Raw genomic sequence first — 17,356 nt, 5'->3', positions numbered from 1 at the left:
ACGGGGAAGCGAGGAGCACGGGTGGGCACTGACACCGTGCGTGCAGAGGCGGCGGACTCAGCAGGCGGAGACGCCGGGCGACGGCGCGAGCAACATGGCTGGTACATGTACGACTGGGCGTGCTCCGTCTACTCGACGAGCGTGCTCACCGTGTTCCTCGGCCCCTATCTGACGTCGATCGCCGAAGCGGCGGCGGACCCGGACGGTTTCGTGCATCCCCTGGGGATCCCGATCCGCGCCGGTTCCTTCTTCGCATACGCGGTCTCGGCGTCCGTCATCCTGTCGATCTTCGTGATGCCGATGGCGGGCGCGGCCGCCGACCGCACCGGCCGCAAGAAGCCGCTGCTCGCGGCCGCCGCCTATGTGGGGGCCGCGGCCACCACCGGCATGTTCTTCCTGGACGGCGACCGCTATCTGCTGGGCGGCTTCCTGCTGATCGTCGCCAACGCCTCGGTGGCCGTGTCGATGGTGGTCTACAACTCCTACCTGCCGCAGATCGCGCCGCCCGCGGAGCGTGACGCGGTGTCGTCCAGGGGCTGGGCCTTCGGCTACGCGGCGGGCTCACTCGTCCTGGTCGCGAACCTGATCCTGTACACGGCCCACGACAGCTTCGGCCTCTCGGAGTCGATGGCGGTGCGCGTCTGTCTCGCCTCGGCGGGCGTCTGGTGGGGCGCCTTCACCCTCGTACCGCTCAAGCGGCTGCGCGAGCGCCGTACAGCTCCCGCCGGGACGGCGTCCGTGCACGGATGGCGTCAACTGGCGGCCACCGTGCGCGACATGCGCGGCAAACCGCTCACCCTCTCCTTCCTGCTCGCCTACCTCATCTACAACGACGGCATCCAGACGGTCATCTCACAGGCCTCGGTCTACGGCTCGGAGGAGCTGGGCCTCGGCCAGTCGACACTGATCGTCGCCATTCTGCTGGTCCAGGTGCTGGCCGTCGGGGGCGCCCTGGGCATGGGCCGTCTGGCGCGCAGGTACGGCGCGAAACGTACGATCCTCGGCTCGCTCGTCGCCTGGACCGTGACGCTCTGCGCCGGGTACTTCCTGCCGGCCGGCGCGCCCGTCGGGTTCTTCGTCCTGGCCGCCGGCATCGGTCTCGTCCTGGGTGGCAGCCAGGCACTTTCGCGCTCCCTTTTCTCGCACCTCGTGCCCAGCGGCAAGGAGGCCGAGTACTTCTCCGCGTACGAGATGAGCGACCGCGGCATGAGCTGGCTGGGCCCACTTCTGTTCGGGCTCACCTACCAGCTGACCGGAAGTTATCGGGACGCGATCATCTCGCTGGTGGCCTTCTTCGTCATCGGGTTCGTGCTGCTCGCGAGGGTGCCGGTGCGGCAGGCGATACGCGACGCGGGGAATCCCGTACCCGACAGGATTTAGCGCCGGAGGCCAAAGGCCGGTAGTGTACGCGTTTGGCCTGCCAGGCGTACCGTTACTGCGCGTCAAGATACTGAAACGCCGGGTTATATCTGCTCGCAGATGTGACAAAGCGGGCGCAGGTGGGTACAACAAGGGGCGGCTACGACGGCGACGCATGACCCCGGAACGGGAATCTTTACCGCCGACCGGACGTTGACCGGATGACGACGACAGCGACACCTGTCCTGTGGGCGACAAGCCCGGGAGGCACGATTCATGAGTGAGCGAGCTCTTCGCGGCACGCGCCTCGTGGTGACAAGCTACGAGACGGACCGCGGCATCGACCTGGCCCCGCGCCAGGCCGTGGAGTACGCATGCGAGAAGGGACATCGTTTTGAGATGCCCTTCTCGGTCGAGGCGGAGATCCCGTCCGAGTGGGAGTGCAAGGTCTGCGGGGCCCAGGCACTCCTGGTGGACGGCGACGGCCCTGAGGAAAAGAAGGCCAAGCCCGCGCGTACACATTGGGACATGCTGATGGAGCGACGCACCCGAGAGGAACTCGAAGAGGTCCTTGAGGAGCGTCTGGCGGTTCTGCGCTCCGGCGCGATGAACATCGCGGTACATCCGCGGGACAGCCGCAAGTCCGCGTAACCCCCGCCGGGGTTGGGTGGCATACACGAACGCACGCAGCCGCGGGCGCCGTACCTGACGGGTGCGGGGTCTGCGGCTTTGTGCGTCTCGGGGGCGGCCAGAAGGGCGGGCCCTGGGGCTGTGCGGCGGGCCGCGGGGCTGCTATGCCCTGCGGCGGGCCGCGGGGCTGTGCCCCAGGGTGAACGACTCAGCTCTTCGGCGGCCTCTTCGGCGGCAGGGTGAACGACTCAGCCGTTCAGCGGCGGGCGCGGGCCCGAGTCCTGCTGCCGGCTCGCGTCGTCCCTGATGACCTCGCCCTGGACGACCTTGCCGTCGGGACGCCGCATCCGCGCCTGCTGGAAGGCGTCGCCCAGCGTGCCGGGGGAAGCCGCCGCGATCTTGCGCTCCAACGTCCGCTCGGCGTAGCGGCCGAGGGCCTTCTGGACCGGCGGGATCAGGAGAAGGAGGCCGACGGCGTCGGAGATCAGGCCGGGGATCATCAGGAGGAGGCCGCCGAGCATCATCAGGCCGTTGCCTTCGCCCTTGCCGGTCCCCATCGTGGGCACCGCACCGCTCTGCTGCTGTTGCAGCGTCTCGCTGAGGTTGCGAAAGGCGCGGCGGCCGGCGCGCTTGATGACCACGGAGCCGAGGACGAAAGCCGCGACCAGCAGCAGGAGCACCGTGAAGCCGCTCGCCGCCCCCGCGACCACGGTCAGCAGCCAGATCTCCAGCACCAGCCACACGGCGATACCGAGGGGCAGGAAGGTGCGCAGCCGCGAGCGCCGCGGGCGGGCGGGGTACGTGGGAGTCGGAGCGCCAGTCGTCATGTTCCCAGTGTGCCTGGGTGCGGCTCAGTACGGGATAAGGGGCTGATCAACAGCACCTGTGAACCGCGGCGGCGGAATTCGTGAGAGCCCGGGCAGGCACAGGAAGCCGTACGCCGGTCGATGCGAAAGCCGCGGCGGCACACGGAGCCGTACGCCGGTCGGATCGCCTCAGAGCTCAGAGGGACTTGCGCCCCGTGATGCGCCCGACCCGCTCCCCCACGCCCCACGTGGTGACCCGCCACAGGGCCTCCACCAAAATGTCGCGGCTCATCTTGGAGTCGCCGAGCTCCCGCTCGACGAAGGTGATCGGGACCTCGACGACGTGGTAGCCGGCCTTGACGGCGCGCCGGGCCAGGTCGACCTGGAAGCAGTACCCCTGCGAGGCGACCTCGGTGAGGCCGAGGCCTTCCAGGGTCTCGCGGCGGAAGGCCCGATAGCCGCCGGTGACGTCGCGGATCGGCACGTCGAGCAGGACGCGGGAGTACAGGCTGCCGCCGCGCGAGATGAACTCGCGGGACTTGGGCCAGTTCACGACCCGCCCTCCCGGCACCCAGCGAGAGCCGAGGACGAGGTCGGCGCCCTTGAGGGCGGTCAGCAGACGGGGCAGCTCCTCGGGCTGGTGGGAGCCGTCGGCGTCCATCTCTACGAGTACGCCGTAGCCGTGCTCCATGCCCCATCGGAAGCCCGCGAGGTAGGCGGCGCCGAGGCCTTCCTTGCCCTTGCGGTGCAGTACCTGGACCTGCTCGTCCCCGGCCGCCAGCTCGTCGGCGAGTTTCCCCGTGCCGTCGGGGCTGTTGTCGTCCGCCACGAGAACATGCGCCTCGGGCACGGCGGTGCGCACCCGGCCGACGATCTTCTTGATGTTCTCGGCCTCGTTGTAGGTCGGAATGATCACCAAGGCCGTACCGAGCGGGCCGAACTGTCTCCCCTGGGCTTCCGCCGCCAGGGTCCCGTCGCCGTCGTTCACTGCTGCCCCTTCGAGTACGTACGCAGAGGTCCACCATAGTGGCCGCAACCTGCGCTGCCACGCCGTGGCGGTGGTACGGGGATGTCGATTCACCAAGAGGCGGGCAGGACGTGAACCCGCCCGGCGCAGCACACCCGCTGCGGATCGGGGCCCGGCGCCCTTCGGGCCGACCAGGGACCCGCTGGCTGCGGGTCGACCGAAAGCCGTTGTCTACTGAACGTCCGGGCCCCACCCGGGTCGCACCTGCCGACTTGTCGGAACGTTCCCTCGCCTCTCGCTGCGTGGGTGCTGGGCCTGGCTCCCAGTGGTGGTGCGCCGGTGCGGCACACCGCCCTGACCCAGCGGCGCTTCGAGGCCGCGCGGAGGTTCCCCGGTCGGACGTCCGGTGGTGGACCCGGCCGAACCTACCCGCCACCGGCGGCCAACTGTCAACAGTCGCTTGACCTGCACTTTCTCCCTCAAATGCCTGGTCAGTGCGGAGGATGCGCAGGTCGCGCGACGGGGCGGCGGGCGGTGATCCGAGACGCGCCACCCCGGGACATCACTCGTTAGGCCGTACGAATACCGTCCGACCGCCCACTACGGTGCGCAGGCAGACGGGCAGGTCGTTCCCGGGGGTCAGATCCGGCAGCCCGGGGGTGCCGGAGCGAGGATCGGTGGACCAGCGCGCGACCCGGTCGTCGGGGGCCTGCACGACAAGGTCCCCGGTGCGCCAGACGGCGTAGTCCGCGGGCGCGCCCGGCACCAGGACACCCGCGTCGTCCCGTCCGACGGCCCGCCATCCACCACGCGTATGCGCCGTGAACGCGGCGCGCACGGACACCCGGTGCTCAGGCGTGCGGTGGAAGGCCGCGGCGCGGACGGTCCCCCAGGGGGCGAGCGGTGTGACGGGGCTGTCGGAACCGAAGGCGAGCGGCACGCCGGCGCGCAGCAGGGCCGCGAACGGGTTGAGCGTGCGGGCCCGCTCGACGCCCAGGCGCTGGGCGTACATGCCGTCGTCGCCGCCCCAGAGCGCGTCGAAGACGGGCTGCACGGAGGCGGTGAGCCCGAGTTCGGCGAAGCCCGCGATGGTCTCGGGGGTGAACATCTCGGCGTGCTCGACACGGTGCCGGGCGGCGCGCACGCGGGTGAGGCCGACCTTCTCGGCGGCGGAACGCACACCTTCGACCACGGACGCCACGGCGGCGTCCCCGATGGCGTGGAAGCCCGCCTGCAGACCCGCCTCGGTGCACGCGACGACATGGGCGGCGACGGCCGCCGCGTCCAGGTAGGCGGTGCCGCTGTGGTCGGCGTCGACGTACGGCTGCTGCAGACAGGCGGTGTACGAACCGAGGGAGCCGTCCACGAAGAGGTCACCCGCAGCGCCGACCGCGCCCAGGGCACGCACCTTGTCGACATCCTGCTCGGCCCAGTAACCCACCACCCGCGGACCGGCCTCCTCGGCGGCGAGCCGCAGCAGCCCGGTGAAGTCGTCCTCGGAGGAGATGTCCGGGCCCGCGCACTCGTGGACGGAGCCGATTCCGAGCGACGCGGCACGGGCGAGCGCGGCGCGCTGGGCCCGGGTGCGCTGCTCCCCGGTGATGGCGCCGAGGGCGGCCCCCCTGACGGCGTGGTGGGCGTCCCGGGTCAGCGGTCCGTCCTGGTACCCGGCGCGTTCGGTGACCCCCGGCACGAGGTCCAGGAGAGCGGTGGTGACCACGGCGGAGTGCACGTCGATGCGGGAGAGGTACAGCGGGCGTCTGCCGGTCGCCTCGTCGAGCTCGGTACGCGTCGGAGGGCGTCCACCGGGCCAACGGGCCGCGTCCCAGCCGTGTCCGAGCAGGACCCGGTCGGTGGGGCGGGCGGCGGCGAAGTCCCGTACGAGGGCGAGTGCCGCGTCCAGCGAGGGGGCGTCGGACAGGTCCAGGCCGGTGAGTGCGAGGCCGGTGGAGGTGGTGTGCACGTGTGCGTCGGTGAACGCCGGGGTCACCAGGGCGCCTTCGAGGTCCACGACCTCGTCGACCCCCTCGGCGAAGGCGTCGGCCGCGCCTTCCGAGCCGACCCAGGCGATCTGGCCGCGTTCGACGACCATCGCGGTGGCGAAGGGATCGGCGGGACTGTGGACTTCTCCACCGCGCAGCAGCACGGTGTCCGACGAGGCGGTGCGCTCACTCATGGGAACCAGTCTCGCCCCTGGCGGCACGCGCGCTGTGCCGGGGTCCGTCAGATCCGGGGCGGCCGCGCCTCGTACGGAGTCGACAACACCACCGTCGTCCGTGTCGACACCCCCGCCAGACCGCGCAGCCGCGCGAGGAGCTCCTCCAGTTCGTGCGGGGTCGAGACCCGCACCTTGAGGATGTAGTTCTCGTCGCCCGCGACGCTGTGGCAGGCCTCGATCTCGGGCACGCCGGCGAGGCGTTCGGCGATGTCGTCGGGGGCGCTGGGGTCGAACGGCTTCACCGAGATGAAGGCGGTCAGAGGCAGTCCGACCGACTCCGGGTCCACGACCGCCGCATAGCCGCGGATGACACCGCGCTGCTCCAGTCGGCGCACCCGCTGGTGCACGGCAGACGTGGAAAGGCCCGTGGCCTTGCCCAAGTCGGTGTAACTCATCCGCCCGTCCGCGACGAGCAGCTGCACGATCTGTCGGTCCAGCTCCTCCATGGCGCAGAACCTACAGGGCCCTTGATCTCCTCGGATACCTGAGCGGCGCAGGTCATACCCGGTTTGTGATGTGGCAGAGTGCGACCGGTGAGTCGGCCGGGGGAGGAACCCGCCGGGCCGGGCACCTGCGGGCGGCATGTGACGAACGCCACATAGGCGGAACCGGGTCCGTGATGTTCTCGTGATTACCGCAGAGACGGGGCGGGAAGTGCTTGCTGTGGTCGAGGTCGCAGCGCCTTGTCGGCCCACCCAAGGGGGAGAAGCCCATGCAGAGTCTTAAGCGCCCTGGTCGTACCGCACCCAAGCGGCAGCAGCCGGTCGTCGACCCCGAGCCGGAGGGCGTCGAATCGGACGCCCTGGACGGTGAGGAGTTCGACGCGTACGACACCTTCGAGATGTACCGGGTGATCTGCCCGGACTGCGCGCAGCCCATCGCGCTTCTGGCGGACGAGGAAACCCTGCCGGAGCACGCGCTGTGTGCCTCTCCGTGGAATCCGTTCGGGCTCACGGTCTGCACCGGCACGGGCCGGGCCGCGGACGACGCACAGCCTGCGGACGAGACCACGGAACTGCAGGAGCAGGACACCGCCCTGCTGTTGACGCTCCCTCAGGGCCTCGACTGGCGGACCCAGCCGTTCTCGCACGTCGGCGGCCCCAGCTCACGCCCGATGCGGGTCCCCGACATGCGGCGCCTGGCCGCCTGACCGTCTCGCGCGCACATCGCAGCTGACGCCCGGTCAACTCCCGTAGCTGCCCTGCACCATGGCCGCATGCTGCCGTGGTGCAGGATCAGTGTGTCCGGATCCCGGGAGAGGCGACCTCACCGAAGTGCGCCTGGCGACAGGCGATGCGCACCATCACGATCGCGTGGCGCAGGGCTGTGTGCAGCGTGCAGATGTCCATGTCCCGCGGTGTGTGGCCGGCGAGTTCGGCGTAGCGCCGCTCTGCCCGGTCCCGGCGCAGGAAGTCGGGCGGTTCCGCAGGCCGAAACCCACGGTGAGGTCCTGGAAGAGGCGCTGCAGACAGACGGTCCGCACGAGGTCGACCTCGAGCGGGGCCGGTGCCGTCGTCTGCCGGTCGAGGTCGGCGAGGGGTTCGAAGCCGTCGTGGATGACGTTCCCGATGCGCGCGTCACGCCGGGACGAGGACCTCGTGCGGGCCCCTCGCGAACGCACGGGCGATTCCAGGGGCCGGTGACCTGCCCGCCCGCCTACGCGTTGCCCCGTTATGACCCCCACATATTCAGCGACCGGGCGTCGACGCAGGACCGTCGTAGCGGCGACCGCAGAATCGGTTCAGCGGCCGGTTCCGCAGGCGCCCCCGCTCCCGGATCCCCCCATCTACCGCGCCCTCATCCGCACCTGGGCCGATCGTGGCCGCACGCTGCCGGGGCGCCACGACCCTGAGTGGGTACGACTGGTGTCGCCGTCGGTGATGTACGGCCATGGGCAGTTCAGCGCGACTCGGGACCTGCGAGGTGACGGGCGATGACCATCCGCTGGATCTGATTGGTGCCCTCGACGATCTGGAGGACCTTGGCCTCTCGCATATAGCGCTCGACGGCGAAGTCGGCGGTGTAGCCGTACCCGCCGAGGACCTGGACTGCGTCCGTGGTGACCTTCATCGCGGTGTCCGTGCACAGCAGTTTGGCCATGGCCGCCTGCTTCGAGAACGGCCGTCCGGCGTCGCGCAGGCGTGCGGCTGCGACGTAGAGCGCCCGGCCCGCCTCGATCTGCGTCGCCATGTCCGCGAGCATGAAGCGCAGCCCCTGGAAGTCCGAGATCGGCCGCCCGAACTGCTGCCGGCCGGTGGCATAGGCCAGAGCCTCGTCAAGGGCCGCCTGGGCCACGCCGATCGCACAGGCCGCGATGCCGAGCCGCCCTGAGTCGAGCGCGGACAAGGCGATCGCGAAGCCCTGACCCTCGTCGCCGATCCGCCGGTCGTCGGACACCCGTACGCCGTCGAAGTGGACCTGCGCGGTGGGCGAGCCCTTCATGCCCATCTTCTTCTCGGGCGCGGCGGCGCTCAGTCCCTCGGTGCCGCCAGGCACCAGGAAGGCCGTGATGCCGCGGGCGCCCTCGCCGCCGCTGCGCGCGAGCACGGTGTAGAAGTCGGCGACTCCGCCGTGAGTGATCCAGGCCTTGGTGCCCGTGATCACCCAACTGTCGCCATCCCGAACAGCCTTCGTACGGAGTGACGCGGCGTCCGAGCCCGAGGACGGTTCGGAGAGGCAGTACGCGCCGAGGAGGCCGCCGGCGAGCATCGCGGGCAGGTGCTCGGCCTGCTGTTCCTTGCTGCCGTAGTTCGCGAGGGCGTGGCAGGCGAGGGAGTGCACGCTGACGCCGAGGCCGATGGTGAGGCGGGCCGCGGCGAGCTCTTCGAGGGCCTGGAGGTACACCTCGTACGGCTGGTCACCGCCGCCGAACTCGGAGTCGTACGGCAGTCCGAGCAGTCCCGACTCGGACAGCAGGCGGAAGACATCGCGCGGGAAGTGCCCAGCGTCCTCCTGCTCGGCCGCCTGCGGGACGATCTCGCGCTGCGCGATGTCCCGGACGAGCGAGATCAGATCCCGGGCCTCGTCCGTGGGCAGTTGACGGTCCACCGGCTGCGGGGCGCGGTCGGGCATGGCGACGCTCTCCTCCCTGTCGGGCACTGGCGGGCGCTCACCTGGGTGGGGTGACTCCCGCCGGGTCTCACTGGCCTCAGCCGATGCTGCCGTCCCGGGTTACGGAACCGGCTGGTCAGCGGCGGTGGCGCTGTGAGTATGCCCGATCGGAGGCATCGAGTCACCAGTTAACGACCGCTTACTAAAAGAAAGGGAAATTGGTCCGAACCATTGACCGCAGTGGTCTAGTCCTCCTAGGGTTCCTCCCACGTCACCGCGTTCATGCCAAACAGACATGTTCGCCTGACAGCGCTCAGCAGGCCCCAGCACTACGCCCCCACGCTCCCCTCCCCCACGAGGAGACATCGATGCGCAGACCGCATCTTCCCCGCGCGCCCTTCCGGGCGCTCCTGTCCGCCGCCTGTTGCGCCGTTCTCGGCGCGGGGCTCCTGGCAGGCGCGGGTACCGCGACCGCCACCACCGAGTCCGCCCCCGCCGCGGCCGACGCCCAGACCGGCACCGTCCAGGCCGCCGCGGCCGGCTCCAAGGTCGTCGGGTACTTCACCGAATGGGGCACCTACGACCGGAAGTACTACGTCAAGAACATCGAGACCTCCGGCTCGGCGGCCAAGCTCACCCACATCAACTACTCCTTCGGCAACGTCGTCGACGGCAAGTGCGCGATGGGCGACGCCTACGCCGCGACCGACCGGACGTACACCGCGGCGGAGTCCGTGGACGGCGTCGCCGACACCTGGGACCAGACGCTGCGCGGCAACTTCAACCAGCTCCGTGAGCTGAAGAAGCTGCACCCGAACCTCAAGGTCCTCTGGTCCTTCGGTGGTTGGACCTGGTCGGGCGGGTTCGGCGCGGCCGCCGCGAACCCGACCGCGTTCGCCCAGTCCTGCTACGACCTGGTCGAGAACTCCAAGTGGGCCGATGTCTTCGACGGCATCGACATCGACTGGGAGTACCCCAACTCCTGCGGCAACACCTGTGACACCAGTGGCAGGGAGGCGTACAAGAACCTGCTGGCCGCGCTGCGTGCGAAGTTCGGCACGAGCAACCTCGTCACCTCGGCGATCACGGCCGACGCCACCACCGGCGGCAAGATCGACGCGGCGAACTACGCGGGCGCCGCACAGTACGTCGACTGGTACAACCCGATGACGTACGACTTCTTCGGCGCCTGGGCCACCACGGGACCGACGGCCCCGCACTCGCCGCTGACCTCGTACACGGGCATCCCCACGGCCAACTACTACACCGACGCCACGATCGCGAAGCTCAAGGGCCTCGGCATTCCGGCCTCGAAGCTGCTGCTCGGCATCGGCTTCTACGGGCGAGGCTGGACCGGCGTCACCCAGTCGACACCGGGCGGCACGGCGACCGGCGCGGCGGCGGGCACGTACGAGGCGGGCATCGAGGACTACAAGGTGCTCAAGACGAAGTGCCCGGCCACGGGCACGGTCGCGGGCACGGCGTACGCCAAGTGCGGTAGCGACTGGTGGAGTTACGACACCCCGGCGACCATCGCGACCAAGATGACCTACAAGAACGCGCAGGGCCTGGGAGGCACCTTCTTCTGGGAGCTGAGCGGTGACACCACGAACGGCGAGCTGATCAAGTCGATCAACTAGCCCTACTGGTACGTCACTCGGGGCGGGAGTCCGGCGGCTCCCGCCCCTTCCTCATGTGTCCCGGCGTGCGGGCGCCGGGGCCACGTACGAGGGGTCCAGTTCCTCGACCGCCCGCATGGCACCGCCCAGCATCTTCACCAGCAGCTCACGCATGGTGTCGCGGGCCAGCACCTGGTCCTGGTGGCCGATCCAGTCGAGGGTCGCCCCCTCGACGCTGCAGAGCCAGCCGAGCAGGGCCATCCGCGGCAGCGGGGCGATCTTGCGCCGCCCGTACGCCCCTTCGGCGATGGTCTCGACGATGACCTCGCGTACGCCGTCCCGGATGGCGTGCACCTCGGCATCGAAGCCGACGCCGCCGCTGATGATCGTGCGGTACGCGGACTGGTTGTACTCGGCATAGCGCAGGTAGCCGTCGATGGTGCGGTGCACCCGTTGCGCCGGGGGGAGTTCGAGGCCGCCCGCCGCCCGGGAGACCAGCTCGGTGACCGAGTCCTCGATGATGGCGAGGTAGTAGCCGCGCTTGGACTTGAAGTAGTAGTAGATCAACCCTTTGGCGACATGCGCCTGTCGCGCGATGTCGTCCATCGACAGCGCGTCATAGGACGTGTCGGCGAACAACTTCCGTCCGATGGCGATCAGTTCGGCGCGGCGCGCCAGTGAGCGATCGGTACCGCGAGTCCGGGGGCGCTCGACACCGCGCTGTTGACTACTATTCAATTTCGGTCCTGGTCTCCGGCTGCCGGCGGAACATCCGCAGTATGGCAGACCGGCACCACCTGCTTGTTCGACTCTCATCGACCTCGCAGGCGTCCGCCGGGGCGCCGACCGGGTCAGCTCACAGCAGGCCCAGCTGAGTCACGAGCATGGCCAGAACCACCACGAAGGTCCAGCCGGCGACGTGCTCCAGGATCCTGGGCCCGTCGTCCTCGGGGCCGCCCGTTCGGGCGCGGACACGGGTGGTGGTGGCTGAGGTCGCGGTCATGGCATCTCGCAGACGTAGTGGTGCGGTGGACTCCCCCGCCTCCCGTCGGCTCCCCGCCGACTCGACCACTTTGCCACCGGAAACAGTTTTATTGGTGGAGACCTTGGTCACGTCCGCCGATCCGACACTTCGATCAGCTTCGAATACCTTCTGTTCCCACAACGGTGCAGGCGGGGCGTGCGTCTCCTCACACGCAACGGGTCCGCCGGCCGAAAGGTTCTCGATGCGCACGTTCCGGACGCCCCGCCGCAGTGCCCGCCTCGCGCTCGCGAGCGCGAACACCGTGGCTGCCGCCCTTACGGGTTCGGTCTCCCAAGCCGCCTCCGCCGGCTCCGGTGCCGCGTCGCCGGGTGCGGCGGGGCTCGGCGATCCGATCTTCCCGCTCGACGGCAACGGCGGTTACGAGGTGAGCCGAGCCGCTACACCCTCGACTTCGACTGGCAGGCGCCGAAGACACCCTTCGAGCCACCGCGACGACGCCATCGAGGACTACGGCTGGATCCCGACGCCGGACGGCACGGTGCTCTACCCGCAGCCCAACGGCGCCAAGATGATCTTCCCGTCGAACGACCACCCAGCCGACGGGGCCGATCACCTTCCACATCACCACCCCCGCCGGCCTGTCGGCCGTCGCCAACGGCAAGCTCACCGACCGCACCGAGCAGGCCGGCGGACGCGTGCGGTGGACGTACGACTCCGAACAGCCGATGGCCGCCCAACTCGCGCAGCTGGCCATCGGCAGGTTCACGTTCGAGGACAGCGCCGGCGCGCACGGAATCGACGCTCGTCCTGTACGCGCTGCGCGAGCACGTCGGCCAGGAGACGTTCGGGAAGATCGAGCGACGGGCGGCCCCTGCACGGGGGTGAGGGGCCGCCCGTCCCCTCAGCGGACGCCGACCGCCGCGAGCGCCGCGAGCTGCCGCGCCGACAGCTCGGCGGGGAAGTACAGGTAGCAGACGCCACCGCTGCCGGAGGAGACGCCCCCGGCGGCGTTGTACCGCTTCGTACGCAGCCAGATGTTCTCGAACTCGCGCCGCTTGTAGACGCGGCGCACCGCGCTGTCGCTGGGCGACGCAGGGTCGTTGGCGATCACGTCGCCGTCGGCGGTGAACCCGATGACGGTCATCAGGTGGCCGGAGGTCCCGTAACCCGCCCCCGTCAACTCGGACTTGAGGAACGACTGGGACGTTATGGCCGGGATACCGGCGGCGATCAGCGTCTCCAGCTCGGTGAGTGAGCCGAGCCGGGTCACCACCCCCTGGAGGTCCTTGTACGTCGCCGCGTAGGCGGCGTTGAAGGGCCAGTTGCCGCAGCCGGCGTACTGGTGGTCGTACGTGTAGCGGGCCGCGTGGCACACCTGCGGGTCGGTGAAGTCCGGGTCGACCCAGGCCAGTTGGTCCGCAGTCGGCCTGCGGCCCCAGTACTCGATGATCATCTGCGAGGAGGTGGGGCTGCACCAGGCCTCGCCGCCGTTGTCGTACTGGGGGTACTGGCCGGCGTGGGTCTCCTGCGAGTAGCGCGGGACCGTCAGCTCCTGCGCGAGCCCGGGCGTGGAGGCCGGGACGGTGAACCGGTCCGGAATGTCGGAGCCCATCGCGCCCAGGCGCCACACCGTGGGCGTGACCTTGGTGCCAGGGGTGCGGTACAGCGTCAGGCGCAGCCGGTACGAGACCAGGCGCAGGCCGGAGGCCGTGTCGTCGATGGAGAAGGTGTCGGTCCAGACACTGCTCCTCCCGTCGCTCTGGTCGTCGACGGAGGTCCGCTTGATGTCCTGGTCGCCGGCCGCCCACCGGCCCAGCACGTACCAGGGGGTGTCGGTGCCGTCCGAGTACGTGCCCGTCAGCTCGACCTGGAGCCAGGTCCCGGACGGGGTGTCCGCGTTCCAGGAGGCGACGGCCTCGCTGGCGGGGACGGCGAGCCTGTGCACAGGAGAGGTCCAGGTCGCGTACTCCCACAGGGCGGTCTTGTCGGTGTGCGGGTCGGTGTACGTCCTGGTGCCGGCCGGCGTCGCGATCATCACGCCTGGACGCACGCCGGGCACGGCACGCGTGCCCTTGGCCGTGCCTCCACGCCAGTCGGCGTACGAGGTCCAGGCGCGGTTGTCCACAAGGCCGGACGGTGCTTTCGACGGGAGTGTCGACAACGTTTTCGACCGGGCTTTCGCCGGGCCGTCCGGCGGTTCCGCGGCGGCCGCCGGGCTGACGGCACCCGCCGCGGCCGCGGCCACTGCAGCGGTCAGGACGGTTCTGCGGGACGGCTGTTCAGCTCTGGGCATGGGCAGGTGACCCCCGGGAGTCCGATCCGAAACGGGCGAGTCCAATGCGCGGGTGTGCGCCAACTATGAATGTCTCTCCAGGCTTCTGCCAGCACTTTTAGCCTCGCGGCGCCCACCAATATTGGTCCTGACCCTTGGCATGACCAGGAACGCGGGGGCCCGGAGGCGGGTAAGCCGCCAGGTATAGAGTTTTTTCTCAGGACTACTTGTTTCTCAGAAATACTTCCGACAAGACACCCGTCCCACGCCTCCCGGGAACTCCCATCCACGACCTCGTCTCACAGCTGCGCCGGCTGCCGCCCTCGTGCGGCCCGGTCCGCATGGTCGGCGTCGACGGGCACGCCGGCTCCGGAAAGACCACGTTCGCCGGGCGGCTGGCCGCGGAACTGGGCGGCGCGCCCGTTCTGCACCTCGACGACATCGCGACGCACGAAGAGTTCTTCGACTGGACCGGGCGACTGCTGGGCCAAGTGGTCGAACCGCTGCGGCACGGCGAGACGGCGCTCTACGCCCCGTACGACTGGACCGCCCGGGCCTTCGGACCGTTCCGTGAGCTGCCGCCGGCTCCCGTGGTCCTCCTGGAGGGCGTCGGCGCGGGCCGCCGGGCGCTGCGGCCGTATCTCGCGCGGCTGCTGTGGATGGAGTTGCCGAAGGAAGAGGCGTGGTCGCGGGGGCGGCGGCGGGACGGTGAGGCGCAGGGAGAGTTCTGGATCGACTGGGTCTCCGCCGAGCGCCGCCACTTCGCCGAGGACCCTTCAAGACCCTTCGCGGATCTGCTGGTGCGGCAGCGTTCCGAGGGCTACGAGGTGCTTCCGGGGCCCGCCGGGACCCCTGGACCGGACCAGGAAATCACTCACGGTGACGGACCATCCGCAGTGTGCTGAACTCGTGAAGGCCCTTGCCTGAGAACTTCCGTCAGTGCCTCAACTCGGCTTGACCGGGGGGCCGTACAGGTCTTACGTTCTGAATATGCGGCCGTTCGAGGCCGCCCCGCAGACGCGAAGCCCCCGGTTGTTCCCCCGTGATCGGGGGCTTCGTTCTGCCCCGGACATGTTTTCCGGACGCTGCGAGGTGTGATTCGCTCACCCTCGGTCACAAGCTGAGTGCGCCCCATCTGCTCCCACCTCGTGGAACGAGGGGTGCTGCACCCTTCGGCCCGGCACACCCTCGCAGGTACGATGCCTCTCGGTGCGATATTCGGACGGCAGCTCTGCGCACCGGTGCAACTCCCGTCCGCGGCACAGTGGTTCGACCTAGGCTGCCGACGGGCACCGGCCCGGCGGAGGACCATCGGGGGCACGGTTTGTGGGGGGACGGGATGGACTTCGGCACGCAGGGCCCGGAGGCGGCCCCGGCCGACCTCGCCTGGCTGCGGGGGGTGGATGCCTACACGATGGGCGCCTATCCGCAGGCGGAGGAGGAATTCCGGATAGCGGTGCGGATGGACCCGGGCATGGCGGACGGCTGGCTCGGACTCCACGCGCTGCGGGTGGACACGACGACCGCGCTGCTGAGGATGTTCCGGCACCGGGAGCGCTTCGGGGAGCAGCGCACCCGCCATCGCCGGACGCTCAACTCCTGGTACTGGCTGGGCTGGTGGGTGCAGCCGGTCCTGGAAAGCCCGCGCGATCTGCTGCTCGCGCACGCCTCCCACTGGCTGGACGGCCGCCATGTCCCCGAGCTGGACCGGGCGCTGGCGGGCCTGCCGCCGGTCGACACCGACCCGCAGGTGCGCTTCCTGCACGCCTGCCGCGCCTATCTGGTCAAGGACTGGGAGCAGTTGGTCCGGCACACGGATCCGCTGATCCACGATCCGATGCTGGGTATCGAGGCCGGTCTCTTCGGCGGCATGGCCCGGGTGCGTCTGGAGATGTTCGGACAGGCCGAGCCCCTCCTGTCCGCCGCGCTGATGCGCTGTCGCAGCGAGCAGCCGCAGCGCAAGGAGCTGCGGTACTGGCTGGCGCGGGCCCACGAGGGCACCGGGCGCTCCGCCGCCGCCCTGCCGTTGTACCGGGCAGTGCACCGGGTCGACCCCGCTTTCATGGACACCTCGGCGCGGCTCGCCGCGATCTCGGAGGGCGACGGGTATGACGAGGTGAGCGACCTCGCCGCGATCACTCTCGCCGGCGTCGGGCAGGACATGATGGAGGGGCCCGACGGTATCGATCCGCTGTTCGGCCCCGAGGGGCGGGACCTGAAGCTCTCGGAGCCCGGTTTCGTCACCCCGGGCGCGCTGCCGCCGGAGACGGACGCGGTGCGCGAGAAGGCCATGGTGCCGGTGCAGCCGCTGCCGCCGGGGCCGACCGACCCCGCCTTACTCGACGAGGCGCTCGCCGAACTGGAGCGCATGGTGGGCCTGGAGCCCGTGAAGCGCCAAGTGAAGGCGCTGTCCGCGCAGTTGAACATGGCGAGACTGCGGGCCGGGCAGGGCCTGCCGGTCCAGCCGCCCAAACGGCACTTCGTCTTCTCCGGCCCCTCCGGCACCGGGAAGACCACCGTGGCCCGCATTCTCGGCCGGGTCTTCTACGCGCTCGGGCTGCTCGGCGGCGACCATCTGGTGGAGGCGCAGCGGGCGGATCTGGTCGGCGAGTACCTCGGCCAGACGGCCGTGAAGGCCAACGAGTTGATCGACTCGGCCATCGGTGGCGTCCTCTTCGTGGACGAGGCCTACTCGCTCTCCAACTCCGGTTACGGCAAAGGGGACGCGTACGGCGACGAGGCCCTGCAGGTGCTCCTGAAGCGGGCCGAGGACAACCGCGACCACCTGGTCGTCATACTCGCCGGCTACCCCGAGGGCATGGACCGCCTGCTGACCGCCAACCCCGGCCTCTCCTCCCGCTTCACCACCCGCGTCGACTTTCCGTCCTACCGCCCGCTCGAACTCACCTCCATCGGCGAGGTGCTGGCTGCCGAGAACGGTGACTCCTGGGACGGCGAGGCGGTGGACGAGCTGCGCTCGATCGCCGGGCATGTCGTCGACCAGGGGTGGATCGACGAACTCGGCAACGGGCGGTTCCTTCGGACGCTGTACGAGAAGAGCTGCGCGTACCGCGATCTGCGGCTTTCCGGTTATCCGGGAGTCCTGTCGCGCGACGACTTGTCGACACTTCGGCTGCCGGATCTTATGCAGGCGTACGGGGAGGTCCTCTCGGGGAGAGGGCCACAGGATCCTTCGGCCCTGTGAGCGGGGGGGGCGGCGCCCGGCAGTTTTTCGCCCCCGCCGCCCCTACCCATTCCCGTCCTCTGGGGGCTGCGCCCCAGACCCCCCTGGGTTGTTTGTTCGCTGCGGGGCCGTGGGGGCTTGTCGCGGGGGGGGGGGGGGGGCGCCCCCGCCGCGGGGGGGGGGGGCCCCCCGCCGCCCCCCCCCCCCCCGCCCGCCCCCCCCCCCCCCCCCCCCCCCCCCCCCCCCCCCCCCCCCCCCCCCCCCC

Annotated in this window: 14 protein-coding genes and 1 pseudogene; 6 read left to right on the top strand and 9 right to left on the bottom strand. The window is 70.2% G+C overall.

The features are described 5' to 3' along the window. Positions 1–21 precede the first annotated feature (21 nt). Together ACFYPC_RS35085 and ACFYPC_RS35080 are read left to right on the top strand one after the other, a co-directional pair. Positions 22–1,380, top strand: a complete 1,359-nt coding sequence (locus ACFYPC_RS35085) for an MFS transporter (protein WP_391891317.1) — start codon at positions 22–24, stop codon at positions 1,378–1,380. A 255-nt stretch (positions 1,381–1,635) separates the two neighbouring features. Then, positions 1,636–2,010 carry an RNA polymerase-binding protein RbpA gene (locus tag ACFYPC_RS35080; RefSeq protein ID WP_164314920.1) on the top strand — a complete coding sequence of 125 codons (375 nt, stop codon included), beginning with the start codon at positions 1,636–1,638 and terminating at the stop codon, positions 2,008–2,010. A gap of 227 nt (positions 2,011–2,237) precedes the next feature. Here the strand turns inward: ACFYPC_RS35080 and fxsA are convergent, their stop codons facing one another. The 4 genes from fxsA to ACFYPC_RS35060 form a co-directional block, all read right to left on the bottom strand. Further along, positions 2,238–2,816, bottom strand: a complete 579-nt coding sequence (gene fxsA / locus ACFYPC_RS35075) for an FxsA family membrane protein (protein ID WP_391891315.1) — start codon at positions 2,814–2,816, stop codon at positions 2,238–2,240. A 175-nt stretch (positions 2,817–2,991) separates the two neighbouring features. Beyond that, positions 2,992–3,783 carry a polyprenol monophosphomannose synthase gene (locus tag ACFYPC_RS35070; protein ID WP_391891313.1) on the bottom strand — a complete coding sequence of 264 codons (792 nt, stop codon included), beginning with the start codon at positions 3,781–3,783 and terminating at the stop codon, positions 2,992–2,994. A gap of 541 nt (positions 3,784–4,324) precedes the next feature. Beyond that, a complete protein-coding gene (locus ACFYPC_RS35065; protein ID WP_391891311.1) occupies positions 4,325–5,938 on the bottom strand; it encodes an amidohydrolase in 1,614 nt (537 codons plus the stop codon). A 47-nt stretch (positions 5,939–5,985) separates the two neighbouring features. Beyond that, complete coding sequence (locus ACFYPC_RS35060; protein WP_189188097.1) at positions 5,986–6,426, bottom strand: Lrp/AsnC family transcriptional regulator; 441 nt, start codon at positions 6,424–6,426, stop codon at positions 5,986–5,988. A 266-nt stretch (positions 6,427–6,692) separates the two neighbouring features. Between ACFYPC_RS35060 and ACFYPC_RS35055 the strand changes: the two genes are divergently transcribed. Then, positions 6,693–7,130 carry a hypothetical protein gene (locus ACFYPC_RS35055; RefSeq protein ID WP_391891310.1) on the top strand — a complete coding sequence of 146 codons (438 nt, stop codon included), beginning with the start codon at positions 6,693–6,695 and terminating at the stop codon, positions 7,128–7,130. A gap of 33 nt (positions 7,131–7,163) precedes the next feature. Here ACFYPC_RS35055 and ACFYPC_RS35050 read toward each other — a convergent pair. Both ACFYPC_RS35050 and ACFYPC_RS35045 read right to left on the bottom strand, forming a co-directional pair. Then, positions 7,164–7,559: pseudogene (locus tag ACFYPC_RS35050) on the bottom strand (phosphotransferase family protein); the annotation flags it as partial. 320 nt (positions 7,560–7,879) lie between these two features. After that, positions 7,880–9,052, bottom strand: coding sequence for an acyl-CoA dehydrogenase family protein (locus tag ACFYPC_RS35045; protein ID WP_391891308.1), 1,173 nt, complete (start codon positions 9,050–9,052; stop codon positions 7,880–7,882). 347 nt (positions 9,053–9,399) lie between these two features. Here ACFYPC_RS35045 and ACFYPC_RS35040 point away from each other — a divergent pair, with 347 nt between their 5' ends. After that, complete coding sequence (locus ACFYPC_RS35040) at positions 9,400–10,671, top strand: glycoside hydrolase family 18 protein (protein WP_391891306.1); 1,272 nt, start codon at positions 9,400–9,402, stop codon at positions 10,669–10,671. 51 nt (positions 10,672–10,722) lie between these two features. Here ACFYPC_RS35040 and ACFYPC_RS35035 read toward each other — a convergent pair whose 3' ends face one another. The 3 genes from ACFYPC_RS35035 to ACFYPC_RS35025 form a co-directional block, all read right to left on the bottom strand. Then, the gene (locus ACFYPC_RS35035) at positions 10,723–11,388 is read right to left on the bottom strand and encodes a TetR/AcrR family transcriptional regulator (RefSeq protein ID WP_391891304.1); all 666 of its coding nucleotides are present in this window, start codon (positions 11,386–11,388) and stop codon (positions 10,723–10,725) included. A gap of 118 nt (positions 11,389–11,506) precedes the next feature. Further along, on the bottom strand, positions 11,507–11,653 hold the full coding sequence (locus ACFYPC_RS35030) for an SCO1431 family membrane protein (RefSeq protein ID WP_391891302.1): 147 nt from the start codon (positions 11,651–11,653) through the stop codon (positions 11,507–11,509). Between the two features lie 883 nt (positions 11,654–12,536). Next, positions 12,537–13,928: a peptidase C39 family protein gene (locus tag ACFYPC_RS35025; protein ID WP_391891300.1), complete on the bottom strand. Its 1,392-nt coding sequence runs from the start codon at positions 13,926–13,928 to the stop codon at positions 12,537–12,539. A 263-nt stretch (positions 13,929–14,191) separates the two neighbouring features. On the opposite strand from ACFYPC_RS35025, the gene ACFYPC_RS35020 reads away from it, so the two are divergent. Beyond that, positions 14,192–14,812, top strand: coding sequence for a uridine kinase (locus ACFYPC_RS35020; RefSeq protein WP_391891405.1), 621 nt, complete (start codon positions 14,192–14,194; stop codon positions 14,810–14,812). 434 nt (positions 14,813–15,246) lie between these two features. Beyond that, entirely contained in the window at positions 15,247–17,112 is a 1,866-nt protein-coding gene (locus tag ACFYPC_RS35015; RefSeq protein WP_391891299.1) for an AAA family ATPase, read from the top strand. The last annotated feature ends 244 nt before the right edge of the window (positions 17,113–17,356 follow it).

It is taken from the genome of Streptomyces sp. NPDC005808 (genome assembly GCF_042871385.1).
Classification (GTDB): domain Bacteria; phylum Actinomycetota; class Actinomycetes; order Streptomycetales; family Streptomycetaceae; genus Streptomyces.
This window is presented reverse-complemented; position numbering and strand designations above follow the sequence as displayed.